The organism is Bacillus sp. FSL K6-2841 (genome assembly GCF_037976435.1).
Classification (GTDB): domain Bacteria; phylum Bacillota; class Bacilli; order Bacillales; family Bacillaceae; genus Bacillus; species Bacillus pumilus.
Genome location: NZ_CP150266.1, coordinates 2,925,497 through 2,944,563 on the forward strand (window position 1 = coordinate 2,925,497; position 19,067 = coordinate 2,944,563).

The window sequence follows — 19,067 nt, forward strand, 5'->3', positions numbered from 1 at the left end:
GGGCAGCCGCCCCTGGCTTCTTATTTTGCTTTCGGTGTCACCATTTCTTCTGGTTTCACAAACTCTTCAAACTGCTCTTCTGTTAACAGCTCTAATTGAAGTGCTGCTTCTTTTAACGTTAAACCTTCTTTGTGAGCAAGCTTTGCAATTTTCGCTGCATTTTCATATCCGATGTGCGGGTTAAGTGCCGTCACAAGCATCAATGAATTGTTCAAGTTTTTCTCGATTGTTTCTAGGTTTGGTTCGATTCCAATGGCACATTTGTCATGGAATGAGTTCATGCCATCAGCAAGTAATTCAACTGATTGCAAGAAGTTATAGATGATGACCGGCTTGAATACGTTCAGCTCAAAATTTCCTTGGCTGGCAGCAAAACCGATCGTTGCATCATTCCCCATAATTTGTGCTGCAATCATTGTTAAAGCTTCACTTTGAGTTGGGTTCACTTTACCTGGCATAATGGAGCTTCCTGGTTCATTTTCAGGAATGATCAATTCACCAATTCCACAGCGAGGACCACTTGCCAGCCATCTCACATCGTTGGCAATTTTCATTAAATCAGCTGCAAGTGCTTTTAGGGCACCGTGTGCATACGTAATTTCATCATGGCTTGTCAGCGCATGGAATTTGTTTGGTGAAGAATTGAAATTTTGACCTGTCAGCTTGCTGATTTCCTCAGCGACATATTGACCAAACTCAGGATGTGCGTTAATTCCTGTACCAACAGCTGTGCCGCCAATCGCAAGCTCTCTCATTTTTTCAGTTGATTCTAGAATCATTTCTTTTGAACGGTCTAGCATGTACACCCAGCCGCTAATTTCTTGACCTACTGTCAGTGGTGTTGCGTCTTGCAAATGCGTACGACCAATTTTCACAATTTCTTGATATGCTTTTGCTTTCTCATCAAGAGTCGCTCTCAATTGATCAATCGCAGGCAATAGCTTTTTGTACACAGCTAAAACAGCTGCCACGTGCATAGCAGTTGGGAATGTGTCATTTGAGCTTTGACTGCGGTTGACGTCATCATTCGGGTGAATGCTGAACTCACTATTTTTATCTTTCAAGTAAGCAGTTGCTCTATTTGCAACGACTTCGTTCATATTCATGTTACTTTGTGTTCCACTACCTGTCTGCCATACAACAAGCGGGAAATGCTCGTCATACTTTCCGCTGATGATGTCATCACATACAGCAGCAATTGCTTCTGCTTTTTCGCTCTCAAGGTTGCCAAGACGTTCGTTGGCAATCGCTGTGCTACGTTTCAAAATTGCAAACGCATTCACAACTTCCTTTGGCATTTTCTCAGAACCGATTTTGAAATTTTCTTTGCTTCGTTGTGTTTGTGCACCCCAGAACTTGTCCTTTGGCACCTTGATTTCGCCCATTGTATCTTTTTCGATTCTAAATTCTGTCATTATGTATCCCTCCATAGCTTCTATACACTCAACTCTATTCTATACAAAAAACGAAAATCCTTTAAGCGTTTTCAATTAAAATTTTATCTTTATTTTAATTTTAGTTCAATATAAACGCGGACATCTTTCGAATATTTGTATTTTGGGTTCGTTTTTCCGTAATCTTTTGATGTATATGTCACTTCATAATGCTTGTCAAACGACTGTAGAATACGGTCAATCTCCTCTTTTGTTCCTGCTAAACGAATTTGTGCCATCTTGTGTCCTCCAAAACCCTCATTCTTTCTTTTACCACAAAATAATGTAACACAGAATATTGTTTTTTCAAGCAGGTAATGCTAAGAAAAAGTTATTTGAGGCGGGTGATCCATTTGAATCAAACTCCACTGAAAGAGCACTTATACGATAATCTCTCTGTCATCCTCCCGCAGTTAAAGGATATGGACGATTTGATTCATGAGAAAAAAACGCTGCCTCACGGGCAAGTTGTTTACTATTTATACATAAAAGAAATGAACAAAAAGATGGAGATTCAAACCTTTTTAAAGCTGCTTCTCCAAGATCATGCGTCTCTTACAAAAGAAAAGTTGGAATCTAATTTATCCATGATGACCACTCGTTCGGTTAAGACCTCTGAAGAATTGATTGATGCGATTTTTGAAGGTCACTGCGTGGTGCTGATTAACGGATTTCAGCATGCTTATATATTAGAAACAAACGGAACGAAGAAACGCAATTTAGGGGATTCTACCTCTGAAACAGTCGTAAGAGGACCCAAAATTGGCTTTATTGAAGATTTAAATACGAATTTAGCGCTTGTAAGACAGCGCTTAAAAAATCCTGATGTCAAAACCGTCGATATGAAGATTGGTTTACAGAAATACACACAGGTGACCATCATGTACATCGACGGTATCGTACAAGTACCCGTTTTAAAGGAAGTCAAAAAGCGGCTCAAGCAAGTCACCATTGATGATATACAGGACTCTGGTGTTCTTGAGGAGCTCATTGAAGACAATGTGTACTCTCCTTTTCCACAAATTCAAAACACAGAACGGCCGGATAAAGTCGCGTCTGCTTTAAACAATGGCCGGGTCGCCATTTTTGTCGATCACTCACCTTTTGTGTTAATTGTACCTGCTTCGCTCGCCACAATTATGCAATCACCTGATGATTATTATGAAAGGTGGATCGCTGCCTCTCTCATTCGGATGCTGCGGTTCACCTCGATCTTTCTGACATTATTTTTATCAGCCATTTATATTGCGCTTGTGTCCTTCCATCAAGGGCTTTTACCAACAACTCTTGCTATTTCAATCTCAAGTACGAGAGAAAATGTCCCCTTTCCGCCTATTGTGGAGGCGCTTATCATGGAGATCACAATTGAACTGCTGCGGGAAGCCGGTTTAAGGCTGCCAAATCCGCTCGGTCAAACGATTGGACTTGTTGGCGGGGTTGTTATTGGTCAGGCTGCCGTTCAGGCACATATTGTCAGCTCGATTATGGTGATTATCGTGAGTGTCATTGCACTTGCATCCTTTACTGTTCCTCAATATGGAATGGGCATGTCCTTTCGCGTGCTCCGTTTTGTGTCCATGTTTGCTGCGGCTACCTTTGGTTTATACGGGATTGTGCTGTTTATGCTCGTACTCCTTACCCATCTCACACGTCAAAAAAGTTTTGGCACACCGTATTTCTCACCAGATTTTGTGTTCAGCTATAAAAACGAGGACAATTCCATTATTCGATTGCCCTTAAAAAATCAACAGAAAGGAGAACGAGATGGTCAATCATAAAGAGTCGATATCAAGCTATCAGGCAAGTGCCATTATTGCAAATACAACACTAGGCGCAAGTATGATGATTCTGCCACGTTCAATGGCTCAGGCTGCGGCTACACCTGACGGCTGGATTGCACTCTTACTCATGAGTGTCATTTACATTGTGTTTATTTTTGCAAATGTCCTGATGATGAAAAAAGTACCTTTCTCCTCATATTATGATTATACGAATGAGGGACTTGGAAAATGGATTGGCGCGCTTGCCAACCTCTTGATTATTATTTATTTTCTTGGCGTTGCCAGCTATGAAGTACGGGCTATGTCGGAGATGGTGAAGTTCTTCCTGCTTCAAAACACACCTGTAGCGATGACAATGATCAGCTTTATTTTGGTTGGTTTTTATCTTGCCATTGGAGGAATCGGTGATTTAGCCAGGCTATTTCCTTTTATTCTGATTGTGACGCTCATCATCTTATTTGTCGCTTACGGACTGAGCGTGCAAGAATTTAAGCTAGATAACCTTCGTCCCGTTTTAGGAGAGGGATTCACCCCTGTCTTCAAATCCTTGAACGCATCAGCCATTTCGTTTGTAGGCATTGAAATGATGCTGTTTATGCCTGCCTATTTGAACACGCAAAAACACACCTTCGCTTATGGTACAGTCGGCTTTTTGATTCCTGCGATCATCTATATTTTCACCTATATTCTTGTGGTTGGTGCGTTCACGGTGAAAGAAACAGCGACTTTGACTTGGCCGACAATTGCCTTATTTCAATCATTTGATATACAGGGAATTTTTATTGAACGGATTGAATCCTTTTTGCTGATCGTTTGGCTTGTTCAGCTGTATACAAGCTTTGTCGGGTATACATTTTTTGCTGCGATCGGTGTATCTAAACTGACTAAGTTTCCTAAAAAGGTGGTCCTCGTTTTAATGGGAATTGTCATTTACTTTGCTGCTATTTTCCCAAAGGATGTTGACACAGTACGTGATTATTTAACTTATGTGAATGATTTATTTTTCCTTTTATTCGGTATCCTCCCGTTTCTCTTATTTATCATCGTGTTTTTTAAAAGGAGGCGGAAAGCTGCATGAAAAAGAACGCAACCTTTGCAATTCTGATCCTTGTTCTATTAAGTGGATGCTGGGATAGTACCAATATTGAGGAGCTGAACATGGCGATTGGTTATGGCTTAGATAAAGGAGATGACGGTCATAAGCTTAAAATATCTATGCAAGTCCTTGTTCCTCAAAAAATTGAGCAAGAATCCAGCGTAAAAGACCCAACAAAGATTATTGAAACGAGCGGAGATTCCGTACATCAAATATTCCGAACAACAACACTTAAAAGTCACCGTATTTTCGCGCAGCAGCTAAGGGTGTATTTATTTTCTGAGGAGCTCATCAATGAGAATAATTTCGACCTCGTCATTAATGAATTTATTCGCGACAATGAAGCGCGGAGAGGAAGCCTTGTCTTTATGACCCCTGAGAAACCTGGGAACATCCTGAAAATCAATGACGATGGACAGCCAGCTTCTTCTACATTATATGATATTTCTGGGAATACTAAATCGACTATACGTATGCTCAAGCCCGTTTCATTAGGAGATATTTCTTCTGCTATGCAAAACAACGTATCTTTTGCTGTTCCGAAAGTCAGTGTGGATCAAGGGAAATTAATAATCGACGGTGCCTCTATTATTAAAAACAAACGTTTTCTCACCAATATCTCTCCGTTAGCCGTGCAGTCATACAATCTGTTGACTGGGGACGGTAAAGGCGGAGTCGTTGAATTTAAATATGATCAGAGCATCTATTCTTTTGAGATATTTAAACTGAAACACAACATTGAAACGAATAAAACAGCCAGTGGGAATTATCAATTTAATGTGTCAGTGGAGCTTGATGGAAGATTGTCTGAGGATTGGAATGAGCGAGAGAACGCATTTAATGAAAAGTATCTTCAAGAAATTGAGCGTGCAGTGGAGCGTCGATTAGAGGAAGATGCAAAAGATTTCATCGAGGAATTACAGCATGAGATCAAAGCTGATATTTGCGGGTTCTATCAAAAGGCAAGTATTGCTTACCCGAAGGATTTTCGAAAAGATGCAAAACATTGGGATGAGATTTTTAGTGAATCAGATATTCGTTACAAAGCAAATGTGAAAATCCGTGACTTCGGGACTAAGGGCGCAACACAATCCTTATAGAGTATGTTAAAATGGTAAGAAAAAAAGGGTGTCAATCATGAAACGAGCTTTACTTTCGGCCGGCATTCTATTTTTGATTCTAGGAATACTCCTGTTAATCGTTGTATTCATGCAATCAAAAGAAGATTTCTTCATTGAAGCCGACAGCTTTTCAAGCACATTTTTGATCGTGATCTATTATGGACAAACCCCTGCGCTCCTTCTTATTGGAGGCGGTATATTCGTCGGACTTTCACAGATCATTGGTTTGCAAGAGAAAAAGGCAGCTTTGGCAAAGGAGAGCGTAAAGCTATTATCCGAGATGAAGAAAGCCCTAGAAGACAAATCGGCCGAGGAGCAGGAGGCTTTTCCAGTTCCTGAGCTCCATCAACTATCCGAACGTCCGATCACAGGACAGAAGGACTAAACTTACGCATGTTCTAGCAGCTTTCTTTTGAAAGCTGTTTTTTTATTTTATTGGATCAGCTTATGACGATGTGCATACACAGCCGCTTGCGTCCGGTCTTCTACATCGAGTTTGGAAAGAATGTTCGTAATATGTGTCTTCACTGTTTTAATTGTAATAAATAGTTCCTCAGCGATGACCTTATTCGATTTACCATCGGCAATCAGCTTCAAGATTTCCATTTCCCTTGCTGTTAATGCATCATGAAGGATCGATCCATTTGAGGAATGACGAAGTTTATTCATCACCTTTCCAGCTACTTTTGATTCTAGTCTTGGTTCGCCGATACTTGCAGACCGAATGGCATCTGCAATTTCTCCTGCCTTGGATGTTTTTAATAAATAACTTAACGCACCTGCCTCAATCACTGGATAAACTTTATCATCGTCAATAAAGCTCGTCAGAACGATAATTCTAGCATCTTCAATTTCCTGACAAATTCTTTTCGTTGCTTCGATGCCATCCATGCCTTCCATGACAAGATCCATTAAAATGACATCTGGCCGTAATTCAACTGCTAGCTCTACACCTTTTTGTCCATCTGACGCTTCACCAATGACTTCAATATCAGCCTGTGCCTCTAAAAAAGCAGCAAGCCCCATTCTCACCATTTCGTGATCGTCAATTAAAAGCACTCGAATCATCGAACGTTCTCTCCTTTTCCTTCATCAAAAATGGGAACCTTCACATCAATTTGTGTTCCTTTTCCTTCAAATGACATAATCTCTGCGACACCGCCTACTTCACTTGTTCTTTCACGAATTGATTCCAGTCCGTAGGAGGCCGTCTTCACATGATCGGTTTGAAAGCCGATCCCATTGTCGATAATCTTCAGCTGCACCTGCCGATTTCGAATGAGCAGACGCACCGTCACCTTTGTCGCCTTTGCATGCCTGAACACATTTGACAGGGCTTCCTGTACAATTCGGAAGAGGTGATCCTCTACTCCTTTTGAGAGCGGTACATCATCTTCTATTTCCCAATCAATATCAATCGGCTGCTTTGCTTGAAATTCATTTAGGAGTTCAATCAAGCCTTTTTTCAAGTCTTTTCCTTCAAGGGTGATCGGTCTGAGATGTAGCAAAAGCGCACGCATTTCATTCTGTGCATCGCCAGCCATTCGTTCGACTAAGCGCATCTGCTTTAAAATCTTTTCATCCTTTTCCTTCATGCCTTCAAGAATCGCAGAGGTCATCATTGAAATTGCAAACAACTGCTGGCTGACCGCATCATGCAGTTCTCGTGCTAGACGCTGACGTTCTTCGGAGACGACCGATTTTTTCATTTGCACCTGCCATTCTGCCCGCTCATTCGAGAGCTTTTGCAAAGAGGCTACTTGACCTTCTACTCGTTTCGCCATTTCATTTAATTGGTCTGCCGCTAAGCCAATTTCATCGTCGCCAAGAGACGGCAGTCTGTATGCAAAGTTCCCATTTTCAAACTTTAAAATCGACTCTACAAGCTGATCAAGACGCTTTTTATGCTGATAGCCAAATACATGTGAGGCAGAAACCCCAATGGCAAGACTAATGATCAGTAAAATACAAAAAAACGGGATGCCGAACCAGCGGGTAGAGAGGAGAATCATCGGATCAAGCTGATAATAAAAAAACATGGGCAGCATCGTCATGATGACAACTCCAAGCGAGATCCCTACTCCAAGACGAATAGATTGCCACTGGATACCTAGATGGAGTTTTCTCATAAGTATCTCACATCCACATCTCCGATCAGTAAAGAGATGGAGATTTTCACTTTTCGTTTGCTCTCATCGTAATTGTCGGTCATCACATACACTTTACTGCCGAATCCGCTTCTTTTTTCATCAATAATCTTCATATCACCAATGGCAGCCGAAGCACTCACACATACTTCAATATCCTGCGGCACGAAAATATCCACATCTCCGATGAGCCCGCTTATTACGATCGTGCTCTCTTCTTCTGCGATGATGGCCTTTGATAAGTCGATTTTGACATCGCCGATAAACCCTGAAATCGTCAGATCACTTAATTGAAACGGCTTTTTCATCAGTCTGACTTCACCGATAAAGAAGTCATGCTCCTTGCGCGGCTTTGTCTGGCTTTTTGTTTTCTTTTGCTCGCCCTCTTTTTCAAGATTGACTTTCAGAGAAGGCTTATCGCTCTCCGGTGCTTCCTTTTTATCGACATCAAAAACGGGTTTGTTTTTCAATAAGCGATAGCCGGCATATATCAAAAAGGCCGCAAATAAATATCCTGTGAGACTAAACGTAATATTGAGCAGGAATTTTAAAAAGAGAAAGCCGGCAAAAATATAGGAAACTGAACCGAGCCAACGTTTGGATCTTGAGTGCAGCCAATAGCCCGCAAGCGCAAAAAACACAGGCCAAAACAAATCGGCTCCGATCCCAATAATTTTGAGAAATAGATTAATACCAAAAATCACGACAATGATGCCTAAAATTTGATTCCTTGAAAAACGCAGTTGACTCGCCTCCTTCCTTTGTTTCGTTCATTACCGCAGCTTTAAGTTTCCACTTGTCATTTCAATATCGACTAAGTGTGTCCCTTTTCCCCGCGTGCCTGTAAAGCCTCGACCTTCACTATCTGCTTGATCAAAGTGATAGGTGTGATCGACACTTCCACTTGTTTTTTTCACTTGGACATTAAAATCTCCTTCATCCGGCAGGTTAAATTTTGCGCTGCCTGATGTCATGTGAAAGGAGACCGGTGATTCAATGGTATCAAAGCTTGCCGTCAATCTACCACTCGTCATTTCTAGCTGCATTTCGCCTTTGACATCTTTAATATCGGCACGCCCTGAGGTTGCTCCAATATCGCTATTTTTCGCATCGATGTGAGACACAGAGAGTCTGCCAGATGTCGCTTTGATTTCGACATTGTTTGCTGAGAAATTCTCGGCATTGAGGTTTCCGCTTGTTGATTTTAGGATCACATCTTCAAGTGCCAGCTTCCCTTCGCCGTCAATCTCACTGACCCCGCTTCCACCCGTAATCTTCACATTTTTATGATAATCTGTTGGCATTTTGACTAAGAGTTCTCCTTTTTCAAATGAAGTGAAAAACAAGAATCCTTTATTTTCAGCACGGATGTTAAATGTACTGCCTGTTTGTTCCGCATACATTTTCCCTTTTCCACCTACGACCATCACGGAAATATCGGAACGATTTTCAGGCTGTACCTTCACGCGAAATCCAGAAAGAGAAATATCTAATTGATCAATTTCATCTTTTTTCGCTGAAGCTGTTGTGACTGGTTTTTCACGGGAGAAACTCAAATGAAAGAGATTTTCGTTTTTGAAAAGCATCCCAATCATTAAAAAGACACCTACGAGTATACAAATTAGACCAATTAATCGCTTCATTCATACCATCCCTTTATCTTCTGACCTTTTCATTATAAGGAAAAGCGAAACAGAAAGAAATCAAATATCGGAAGAAAAATCCTGCTTTTCTTCCGACCTGTCTCTGATTTCTTAGTTTGCTTGCTGCTGCTCAGGCTTCTTCTCCAGCTTGAGCTTTTGCCATTCTTTTTCAACCTCATCTGCATAGTCTAGGTGAGCATATGCCCCTTGATCTGCAAATTGTGCATAGCTGCCTGCTTTTGTCTCCATTTCTTCGATACGGTTCTCCATTCGAAGAAATTCTTTATATGCACTTTCACTATCTACTTTATTCATAGATTCGTTCATATGCTGCTTTGCCTGTGCGGCATTTGCTCTTGCTATGAGCGCCTGCTTCTTGTCTTTAATATCACGCAGCTTCGTTTCTAACTGCTGCAATTGCTCTTTTAGCTCCTTTAGTTGTTTCACAGATTGCTGATAAGCTTCCTGATATTCCAAATGCTTTTCTTCAAAATACTTCATTTCTGTGAGCGCTTTTCGAGCTAACTCTTCTTCTCCTGCGTGAAATGCCAGCTCAGCCTGCTTCTTTCTTTTTTCAGCAAATGCTTCCGTCTCTTCTGCTTTGCGCAGGAAACCTTGTTGAATCGTTTGCTGTTTGATGATCGCATGTTTCGCTTTGGCAATATCGTCCTCCATATCACGAACGTACTGATTTAGCATGACACGCGGGTTCTCCATTTTATCTAAGCCCTCATTGACCGTTGCAACAAACATATCTCTCATTCTTCTAAATACCATTTGAATTTCCTCCTCTTATTTTTTCTTTAAAAAGTCTTCCCATTCTTGATCAAATGACGTATGCATAGGTTCTTCCATTTTCGGGGACGTGTTTGGCTCCATATATGATCTGCTTGATGATCCTTTTGCCACTTCACCATTGATCATCGTCCAGCCGAAGTAGAGAAGCCCCCCAGCTAGTGCGATTCCAAGGATAAATGGCAGAGCTTGCACAACGATCATGACACCAATGACTGCTAGAATGACGCCGAAGGTTTTACTGCCTTGCTCATATTTCTTTACACCTACATAGATGAGCCACGCCCCAATCAGAATCGGGATCAGCCCTCCTAGTGAACCACCGAAGAAGATGGATAGACCGACAAACATTAAAATCGAACCGATGATGGTTTTACTTGTTATTTTCATCTTCATGCCTCCTTTCTTGCTCCTTGCTTTTACTATAGTCAAAAAAGAAAGCTGGCAAAACGTGTCGCAGATTGATCTTTCATTGCGACCAGAGTCGTAACTTCGCTCAGACTGAGCGGTAGAATCCAATAAAAAAGCACTCTTCAATGAGAAGAGTGCTTTTCTTTATTTAGACCGAAATACGTTTGCACTTCGTTCATATTCAACATCCGCTTCACCGAGTCGATGATTCACGATTCGGGCGGCTGCAAATAAATAGTCAGATAGCCGGTTTACATATGTGAGCGCAACTGATGGAATCTTCTCCTGCTTCGCAAGCGTCACCATATGCCGCTCTGCTCTTCTGACGACTGTCCGCGCCACATGTAAGAGAGCTGCGCCTTCCTGACCGCCCGGTAAAATAAACTTCGTGAGCGGCGCGGCTTCTTCTACATAGACATCCATTCTTTGCTCAAGGACTGCTACAGACGCTTCCGTTAATTTACCTTCTTTCGGTGGTTTCACTGCTGCTAAATCACCGCCGCAGTCAAACAGCTCGTGCTGTATCACAATCAGCTCTGACAAAATGTCTTGAAACAATTCGCCATGCTGACGTAATTTTGCATGTGCGAGTCCAATAAAGCTATTCGCCTCATCTAACGTGCCGTAAGCCTCTACTCTCACATCATCCTTATCGGCTCTCCCGCCGATCAAGCCTGTTTGACCTTGATCCCCTGTTTTTGTATAAAGTTTCATTGGTGTTCCTCCTTCTCTATTGCTTTGTCCTTTTAGTATAACCTGAAGTGAAAAGGATGTATTTGTTTAACTAAAGCACTGTGATGTTCATCGCATCATAAACAAAAAAAGCGAACCCTTTGGTTCACTTTCAAATGGCATTTAATGAATAAAGAAGACGGTGCACTTTCTGCTTTAATCTTTCGTGTAAATGCTCATCATCTTCTGTTTCTTGCATACCCGCAGCAGCGATACAAAGATGATGAATGGACATGCTCGTCTCCTGTTTCATCATATGGACAAGCTGCCCCACAAGCTGAACAGACGCTCCGTCTGATATAGACTCTTTCAGTACAAGCCAAATGGTCAGCTCTCCTTGATGACGCATGCCGTAAAGCACCATGTCGTCGTCTGTGTCTTCAGCAGCAAATTGTTTTGGTCCACTTGCTTGGTCGTAAAACAATAGTCCTTCCCGATCTTCCAGCTCATCTCGAAGCATCTCACTTCCCGTTCCAAGAGACCTTTTCCAAAAGAAGCCGCCCTTTTTCTGATGTGAGGAAAGGATGCGAAGCGGCTGTTTGAGGGAAAACGTCATTCCTTCTCCGCCATGCGTTTTCCAGCCATCCGCTAACTTTGCATTTGATGCTACAGAAGCCCCCGCAGGCTCAATGATCACCTGAGGGTTTGCCCTTCGCGGATGTTGGAGCGGTGTTACATTTGTTTCATATACACGGTTGATTCGCGCAGGCGTCAAGACGTGATGCGGCAGCCCTGCCATCTCTGCCTTTCCTTCATCAAGCAGGAGCAGCCGATCACAATACAAACTGGCGATGTTCACATCATGAAACACACCGATTACCGTCAGCCTAGAGGAAGTGGTCTCTTCTTTAATTAAATCAAGCAAGTCTTTTTGATAAGCCAAATCAAGAAAACTGGTTGGTTCATCCAGCAATAAATAGTCAGGCTGCTGGGCTAATGCCTGTGCCAAGTACACACGCTGCTGTTCTCCCCCGCTTAGCTCATGAATGGATTGATCCTTAAATTGTGCAACATCCGTTTGTTCCATTACTTTGTTGATGATCTGCATATCTTCTCGTGTAACAGATTGCAGCCATCCTTTTTGATATGGATAACGACCGAATTGAACCGTTTCTTCCACTGTAAATGAGAAGGCTTGGTCCGTTTTCTGCGGTAGAACAGCCATTTTTTGTGCAAGTGCCTTTGGACGGTAAGATTGAATCAGTTGACCGCTCAGGCGTACCTCACCACTGTCAGGTTCCAGCAGCCCAGAGATCATTTTAAGCAAAGTCGACTTCCCGCTTCCATTTGGACCAAGAATACCGAGAAATTCGCCTTGCTTTACCTCAAGACTGATGCCGCGTATGACCTCTTTCTCTCCATATCCACCTTTAATTTCCTTCACTTGAATCATAGATGAGTCCCTCCTCTATATTTACGAATGAGGATGATGCCGAATACAGGGGCACCAATTAACGCTGTGATGATGCCGATCGGTAATTCAGTCGGCTCAATGATCGTACGCGATAACACATCTGCTAAAACAAGAAAGGAAGCGCCATTCAGCATAGACAAAGGCAGGAGGTGCCGGTGGTCTGTGATAGCTAAGAGGCGAATAAAATGCGGAATCACAAGTCCCACAAATCCGATCGTTCCTGATACCGCTACCGCACTTCCAGTCAGAATTGATCCAGCAAGCAGCACGATATATTTGCTCCTTTTCACATGTACACCTAATAACTTTGCCTTCTCCTCGCCATACGTCATAACATTCAAATCTCTCCCCATCAGCATTAATGCAAAGGTCCCAATCAGAAAGAAAGGAAGGAAAAGCACAATATAGCGCCAGCCCCTCATGGACACACTGCCAAGAAGCCAATGAATAATCTCTTTTAGATCATCACCCGTTAAAGCAATCATCAATGAAATAAGCGCGCCCAAAAAAGAACTGAAAATCACCCCTGTTAAAATTAACGAGGAGATGCTCATCCCCCGATGAACAAGACGTGCAAAAAAGAGGACGAGACATAAGGTCACAAGTGCTGTTGTCATACTGAAAAAAGGCAGTGTGAAACTGCCGAGCAAAGGGAGCTGCAAACTGAAAAATAGGGTCGCGACAGCTCCAACTGATGCACCTTGAGATACCCCCAGTGTATATGGGTCAGCAAGAGGATTTTTTAATAAGCCTTGAAAAGCTGCTCCAGATAACGCCAGCGCTGCTCCGACTAGCGCCGCTAATATCACTCTTGGCAGCCGGATATTCATCATAATATTGCGATCAATTGAATCTATTGTGCCTATCTGCACACCGAATAGTTCGTGAACAAATATACGGAGAATAGAAGGAATGGGAATCCCTAAGCTTCCAAAAGAGATTCCCATTCCAATGCTCACCACAAGAAGTAAAGCACTTAGTGTGTATGCGATGATGAATTTATTTGAATGTGTCAGGATAGATGCTTTTCGCAAGAGCCTCGACTCCTTCAACCAATCGCGGTCCCGGTCTTGATGCGAGATCCGTATTCAATTGAAAGACTTGTTTTTCCTTCACTGCTTTGATCGCATTCCAGCCGTCTCTCTTTTTCAGATCAGCTAAACTGGTACCATCAATTGTGACGATTACGTCGGGGTTTCGTTTGATAATCGATTCTTCTGTCATTTGCACCCAGCCAGTTTGATCACCAGCAGCATTTTTCGCATGGATCACAGAAAGCATTTCGTCCATAAATGTATGAGTTCCTGTTGTATAAATTTCAGGAGTACCTGATACCTCAACAAAGACTGTTTTTTGTTTGTCTTTAGAGATCGCCTCTGCTTGTTTCTTGATGTTATTCAATTTTGCTTTCATCTCGTCTACAAGCTTTGTTGATGCTTCTTTTGCACCTGTTGCTTCACCAATCATATTGATCGATTTGTACACATCCTTAAAGGAAGTGGCATCATTTACAGTCAGTACTTGAATCCCTGCATCCTCTAGCTGTTTAAATCCATCTTTTGATCCCATCTGCGAGGCATGAGCTAGTACCAGATCAGGTTTTAAGGAAATCACCTTCTCGACATTGAATTCAAGTCCGCCAATTTTCTCTACCTTTTCAACTTCCTTTGGATAATTGTCAAAATCAGATCGTCCAACCATTTTATCTCCAAGACCAAGCGCATAGGCAACTTCTGTATTACTTGGAATTAATGAAACAATTCGTTTAGGCTGTTCTTTGATGTCGACTGTTTTACCAGCTGCATCTTTAATCGAGACAGGAAATGCCGCAGCCGCTGTTTCGTTATTTTGTGAACTCTTTGCTTTATGGTCTGTTTCAGCACCTGCACATCCTGCTAAAACACCCATCACAAGCAGGAGCGATAGCCAAATGGCCGTTAACTTTTTCATGAATGAACCCCCTGATTTATGTACTGCTTGACGAAATCTCTTCCGTCAATTCTTTTCTAATTTCGGGAATATTATACTACAGTGCAGATAGGTTGTATATGTGATTTCTAAAAGCGTCTTTTTCGTTCTGATATAAGAAAAACAGCCTTTAAAAAGACTGTTTTTCACCCATCTATTTATTAATTTGTTCCCCATTGATGACGACTTTCTGAAAAGAAGGCGCTACTGCATGCTCCAAAGAAAGCGGATACGTCACATGATCTATGACACAATTTTTCATATTGAAATGGGTCACAGGAGAATGTGGATAGGCGGCTATTTTCACACCATATCTTCCGCCGCTGCTTTTCAATCCTTCTACTTCAATATGACGTACAACAGGACGATGTGGACCCGCATCCCCTTCCTCATACATCATGTCGATACAGATCACTTCATGCTTTAGGCTTTTGACTGTGTTGTTTTTAAAGTAAATATGTTCAATGGTCCCGCCTCTGACAGAGTTGGTTTTAATCCGCAGTGCCCGGTCAAGGTTCGGACTATCCATTACATTATTCTCTGCATAGACATATCTTACCCCGCCAGAGATTTCACTCCCAATCGTCACTCCGCCGTGTCCATCACGCATCTCATTTCTACGAATGACAATGTTTTCAGACGGAACCCCTATTCTCCGTCCGTCCTCGTTCCTTCCAGATTTAATGGCAATACAATCGTCGCCATTATCAAAATAACAATCTTCAATGAGCACATTCCGGCAAGATTCCGGATTGACACCATCTGTGTTTGGTCCATGCCCAATAATATGGATTCCACGGACAATCACATGTTCACTCAGTACAGGGTGAATTTGCCACATCGGTGAATCCTTCACTGTCACTCCCTCAATAAGAACTTGCTGACATTGGTAGGGCTGGATAAAGCTTGATCTTAAATAATGCCCTTCTCCAAACTCTCTTTCTTCTACTGGTATTCTCTTTTCAGCCATCTCAAATAGAAGCTGACGATCCCTATCTTGAGAAGGCTGGCCATTCGTGCCATATTTCCAAGGCCACCAATGATGCTCATCCCCTCCGCCATCAAGCGTTCCAGCTCCAGTAATGGCGATGTTTTCTGCATGGTGTGCATAAATGAGAGGTGAATAATTATAAAGCTCAACCCCTTCATATCTTGTCAGGACAAGCGGCAGATAATCCTTTGGGTTTTGGCTGAATGTCACATACGCTTTCTCATGCAAATGCAATTCTACATGACTCTTCAATTCTAGCGCACCTGTCACAAACGTCCCTTCCGGAATCAGCACACGTCCCCCTTTCAAACGGTGCGCATCATCAATGGCAGACTGGATCGCATCTGTTGAAAGCTCGATTCCTTTTGCATCTGCACCATAATGAACCACATTAAATTCACGATCAGGGAACAGCGGTGCTTTTATCTGTTTTAACACTTGATGGATTCCGTTTGCCTCTTTGTCTTTCTTCCCTTGCCTTGCTAAACGAGTGAGTCCAATTCCCGTAAGTACCGTTCCTGCTGTGATATACATCAAATCCCGTTTTCTAGACACATTATGATCCCCCAGTCGCCTTAAAGTGTGACACCTGTTTTGAAAATAGCCAGCTCTCTAAAATTGTTTTTTTCATGATTTAATAGCTTTCCGCTCGCCACATCAATGACCGTTGAAATGAATTTTTCTAACACAATATCTTCTGGTACATCTTCAAGCAATTCTCCCGCATTAAAGTCAATCCAATGTTTTTTTGTTTCATATAAGGCTGTATTCGTCGAGACTTTCATTGTTGGGACAAACGTGCCGAATGGTGTCCCTCTACCTGTTGTAAAAAGAACCAACTGACAGCCAGAAGCGGCAAGAGCAGATGAAGCAACCAAATCATTTCCCGGGGCACTTAACAAATTTAAACCCTTTCGCTTCAGCAATTCCCCATATTTCAATACATCTTGAATGTCAGAAGTTCCTGCTTTTTGTGTACAACCGAGAGATTTATCCTCTAATGTCGAAATTCCACCTGCTTTATTTCCCGGGGAAGGATTTTCATATACTGGCTGTCGATGATCCATGAAGTATTGTTTAAAGTCATTGATCATTTGCACAATATTGTCGAAAGTCGCTTCTGATTCCGCTCTCTCCATTAAAATCGTTTCTGCTCCAAACATTTCGGGCACTTCAGTTAACACTGTCGTGCCGCCTTGAGCAACAATAAAATCGGACAGCCTTCCTAAAAGCGGATTTGCGGTAATTCCGGAGAATCCATCTGATCCCCCGCACTTCAAGCCGATTTTCAGCTCAGATAACGGGATTTCTTCACGGTGATCTTCTTTCGCTGCCTCATAAATTTCCTTGAGTAAAGCAACTCCCGTCTCAATCTCATCTCCTACTTCTTGGCTTCTTAAAAATTTCACTCTCTCACGGTCATATTCACCTAATGTAGACTGAAAATGGTCAATATCGTTATTTTCACAACCAAGTCCGAGGACAAGCACTCCTCCAGCATTGGGATGCTTCACGGCATTTTGTAAAATGGTTTTTGTATTCTCATGATCGTCCCCAAGCTGTGAGCATCCGTAATTGTGCTTTAACACGAGAGCTGTTTCAAACGGATGGATGCTTCCGCCCATTTCAGCGGTAAAAATTTGAATGATTTGATCGGCGATGCCATTTACGCATCCAACGGTTGGGACAATCCAAAGCTCATTTCGAATCCCGCTTTCCCCATTTTTTCGTTTATATCCTTTAAATGTAAGGTTCTTTTTTTCATAGGGGTTATTTGTAAAAGAAGGCTCGTATTCATAATCGAGCTTGCCTGATAAATTGGTTTTGATGTTATGTGTATGCACCCACTCTCCAGCAGAAATGGCAGTCGTTGCATGCCCAATAGGGTAACCGTATTTCATGACATTCTCTCTTTGCTTGATATCAGCCAATGCAAACTTATGACCTTTGGCGATGGTCTCTTTTAAAATAACGGAATGATCTTGATGATGTAGCTCCTCCCCTTGTTCAAGTACTTTTAAAGCAATACCGACATTATCTGAAGGGTGAATCACAATAAAATCTTTCATGCCTTCTCCCCCTGACTTTCATATTGATGTTGTAGCATTCGTTGAACAGCCGCTCTCATCCCTTGCTCCCTTATGAGGGTAAGCTGGTCAGCTACAGCGTGAACCAAATCATTTATATCCGTTAAATTTCTCCCCCATAATTTCTCACATGATAGAATCTTTGCTGCGATCGTTTCATTAGATTGGTTCTCTTCTTCAAAGGCTTCCTTCATGAATGACAGTAAAGTCTCATCATCCTTTATCTTTTCTGCATGTGCTCTGTAAAAATAAATGAGGCTGCTGAGTGAAAACACGAGTTTCATTGGCAGCTGTTTCTTTTGCTCAACATAATCGAGCAATGACGGAAGAATACGGGTTCGAAACTTAGATACACCATTAAGCGCAATATCCAGCAATTGATGCTTCACAAATGGATTGCAAAAGCGATCCCAAACCGATTGTGTATAAAGAAGAAGCTCATCTCGAGAAAGCTCAAGCCCTGGCAGTACTTCCTCCTCCAGCAGCCGCCGGATGAACGTGCCGACATCCTCATCATCCACAGCTTCTTTTACAGTTTCTACCCCGCATGAGTAAGCGATTGGCACCATTGCTGTATGAGCACCATTTAAAATCCGTACCTTGCTCATGCGATAAGGCGCAATATCCTCTACAAAAAGGACATTTAAACCTGCTTCTTGAAAGGGAAGCTCTTTTTGTACGAAGGCAGGTGCTTCAATAACAAAAAGGTGATAGTATTCTGCCGTGACAAGCAACTCGTCGATGTATCCCTCTTCCTTTTGGACAATTTCAGCTGCTTCCTTAGAAAACCCAGGAACAATCCGATCAACAAGCGTATTACAAAACGTATTGGCTTCCTTGATCCATGTGATAAACGCAAGCGGCAGATCCCACTCAGCTGCCATGTCTATCACATATTCCTTCAAGCGATCACCGTTATGTTCGACCAGTTCACATGGAAGGATGATCAGCCCTTTTTGTTCATCACCAGCAAATGCTTTAAACCTGTGATATAGGAACGCCGTCAGCTTTCCTGGAAAACTAGCTTGCGGTCGATCCTCCAAGCGATCGGCCTTGCTGAACATAAGTCCTGCCTCTGTCGTGTTTGAGAAGACAAAGCGAAGATCGGGGTTTTCAGCTACTTGTAAAAAAACATCATAATCCGTATACGTACTGATTCCTCTGCTGATCGATTGAATGATCATGCGCTCATTCATTTCTTGCTGGTCATGATAGCCCTGTATACATAAAGTGTATAAGCCATCTTGTTCATTTAAAGCTGCAACAGATCCTTTTCTCGGAGGAACAACTACAGCTCTTCCTTTAAAATCTGTGCAGTCGTTCAGCTTTTGAATGTGCCAATTAATAAAGCCTCGCATAAAATTCCCTTCACCGATCTGCAAAATCGTTTCCGGATACTCAGGCACCGGATATATCGTTTTTGATAAACGTTTCAAATGGATTCTCCT

At 42.2% G+C, this 19,067-nt stretch carries 19 protein-coding genes; 4 read left to right on the plus strand and 15 right to left on the minus strand.

Going from position 1 to position 19,067, the window contains the following annotated elements; genetic code table 11:
* Positions 1-20: 20 nt before the first annotated feature.
* Both fumC and MHH68_RS15075 read right to left on the minus strand, forming a co-directional pair.
* Entirely contained in the window at positions 21-1,415 is a 1,395-nt protein-coding gene (gene fumC, locus MHH68_RS15070; RefSeq protein ID WP_058013717.1) for a class II fumarate hydratase, read from the minus strand.
* An 89-nt stretch (positions 1,416-1,504) separates the two neighbouring features.
* Positions 1,505-1,672, minus strand: coding sequence for a YvzF family protein (locus MHH68_RS15075; RefSeq protein WP_003213147.1), 168 nt, complete (start codon positions 1,670-1,672; stop codon positions 1,505-1,507).
* Between the two features lie 114 nt (positions 1,673-1,786).
* Between MHH68_RS15075 and MHH68_RS15080 the strand changes: the two genes are divergently transcribed.
* From MHH68_RS15080 to MHH68_RS15095, 4 genes are read left to right on the plus strand one after another with little or no spacing between them, the layout of a single operon-like run.
* A complete protein-coding gene (locus MHH68_RS15080) occupies positions 1,787-3,211 on the plus strand; it encodes a spore germination protein (protein WP_058013716.1) in 1,425 nt (474 codons plus the stop codon).
* A complete protein-coding gene (locus tag MHH68_RS15085) occupies positions 3,198-4,292 on the plus strand; it encodes an endospore germination permease (protein ID WP_339163843.1) in 1,095 nt (364 codons plus the stop codon). The genes MHH68_RS15080 and MHH68_RS15085 overlap by 14 nt, the downstream gene beginning before the upstream one ends.
* Positions 4,289-5,410 (plus strand): Ger(x)C family spore germination protein, encoded by a 1,122-nt coding sequence (locus MHH68_RS15090; RefSeq protein ID WP_339163845.1) that lies wholly within the window; start codon positions 4,289-4,291, stop codon positions 5,408-5,410. Before MHH68_RS15085 ends, MHH68_RS15090 begins: the two co-directional genes overlap by 4 nt.
* Positions 5,411-5,447: 37 nt before the next feature.
* Positions 5,448-5,816 carry a hypothetical protein gene (locus MHH68_RS15095; protein ID WP_339163848.1) on the plus strand — a complete coding sequence of 123 codons (369 nt, stop codon included), beginning with the start codon at positions 5,448-5,450 and terminating at the stop codon, positions 5,814-5,816.
* A 47-nt stretch (positions 5,817-5,863) separates the two neighbouring features.
* On the opposite strand, the gene MHH68_RS15100 is transcribed toward MHH68_RS15095, so the two are convergent.
* From MHH68_RS15100 to MHH68_RS15160, 13 genes are all read right to left on the minus strand, one after another.
* Positions 5,864-6,499 (minus strand): response regulator transcription factor, encoded by a 636-nt coding sequence (locus MHH68_RS15100; RefSeq protein ID WP_003213157.1) that lies wholly within the window; start codon positions 6,497-6,499, stop codon positions 5,864-5,866.
* Positions 6,496-7,560, minus strand: a complete 1,065-nt coding sequence (gene liaS, locus MHH68_RS15105) for a two-component system sensor histidine kinase LiaS (protein WP_058013713.1) — start codon at positions 7,558-7,560, stop codon at positions 6,496-6,498. The genes MHH68_RS15100 and liaS overlap by 4 nt, the downstream gene beginning before the upstream one ends.
* Positions 7,557-8,321, minus strand: a complete 765-nt coding sequence (liaF, locus tag MHH68_RS15110; protein WP_034620120.1) for a cell wall-active antibiotics response protein LiaF — start codon at positions 8,319-8,321, stop codon at positions 7,557-7,559. Before liaF ends, liaS begins: the two co-directional genes overlap by 4 nt.
* Positions 8,322-8,351: 30 nt before the next feature.
* Complete coding sequence (locus MHH68_RS15115) at positions 8,352-9,221, minus strand: DUF4097 domain-containing protein (RefSeq protein ID WP_144461822.1); 870 nt, start codon at positions 9,219-9,221, stop codon at positions 8,352-8,354.
* A gap of 111 nt (positions 9,222-9,332) precedes the next feature.
* Entirely contained in the window at positions 9,333-9,998 is a 666-nt protein-coding gene (locus MHH68_RS15120; protein ID WP_061409571.1) for a PspA/IM30 family protein, read from the minus strand.
* Positions 9,999-10,013: 15 nt separating this feature from the next.
* Entirely contained in the window at positions 10,014-10,406 is a 393-nt protein-coding gene (locus MHH68_RS15125) for a hypothetical protein (RefSeq protein WP_058013710.1), read from the minus strand.
* A gap of 165 nt (positions 10,407-10,571) precedes the next feature.
* On the minus strand, positions 10,572-11,141 hold the full coding sequence (locus MHH68_RS15130) for a cob(I)yrinic acid a,c-diamide adenosyltransferase (RefSeq protein ID WP_144461819.1): 570 nt from the start codon (positions 11,139-11,141) through the stop codon (positions 10,572-10,574).
* 130 nt (positions 11,142-11,271) lie between these two features.
* Positions 11,272-12,552 carry a heme ABC transporter ATP-binding protein gene (locus MHH68_RS15135; protein ID WP_339163853.1) on the minus strand — a complete coding sequence of 427 codons (1,281 nt, stop codon included), beginning with the start codon at positions 12,550-12,552 and terminating at the stop codon, positions 11,272-11,274.
* Positions 12,549-13,607 (minus strand): iron ABC transporter permease, encoded by a 1,059-nt coding sequence (locus MHH68_RS15140; RefSeq protein WP_268466680.1) that lies wholly within the window; start codon positions 13,605-13,607, stop codon positions 12,549-12,551. Before MHH68_RS15140 ends, MHH68_RS15135 begins: the two co-directional genes overlap by 4 nt.
* Positions 13,573-14,523 (minus strand): ABC transporter substrate-binding protein, encoded by a 951-nt coding sequence (locus MHH68_RS15145; protein WP_061409580.1) that lies wholly within the window; start codon positions 14,521-14,523, stop codon positions 13,573-13,575. Before MHH68_RS15145 ends, MHH68_RS15140 begins: the two co-directional genes overlap by 35 nt.
* A 172-nt stretch (positions 14,524-14,695) precedes the next feature.
* Positions 14,696-16,087, minus strand: coding sequence for a glycoside hydrolase family 28 protein (locus MHH68_RS15150; protein ID WP_339163857.1), 1,392 nt, complete (start codon positions 16,085-16,087; stop codon positions 14,696-14,698).
* 20 nt (positions 16,088-16,107) lie between these two features.
* Positions 16,108-17,601, minus strand: a complete 1,494-nt coding sequence (locus tag MHH68_RS15155) for an altronate dehydratase family protein (RefSeq protein WP_339163859.1) — start codon at positions 17,599-17,601, stop codon at positions 16,108-16,110.
* On the minus strand, positions 17,598-19,055 hold the full coding sequence (locus tag MHH68_RS15160; RefSeq protein ID WP_339163862.1) for a tagaturonate reductase: 1,458 nt from the start codon (positions 19,053-19,055) through the stop codon (positions 17,598-17,600). Before MHH68_RS15160 ends, MHH68_RS15155 begins: the two co-directional genes overlap by 4 nt.
* Positions 19,056-19,067: the final 12 nt, after the last annotated feature.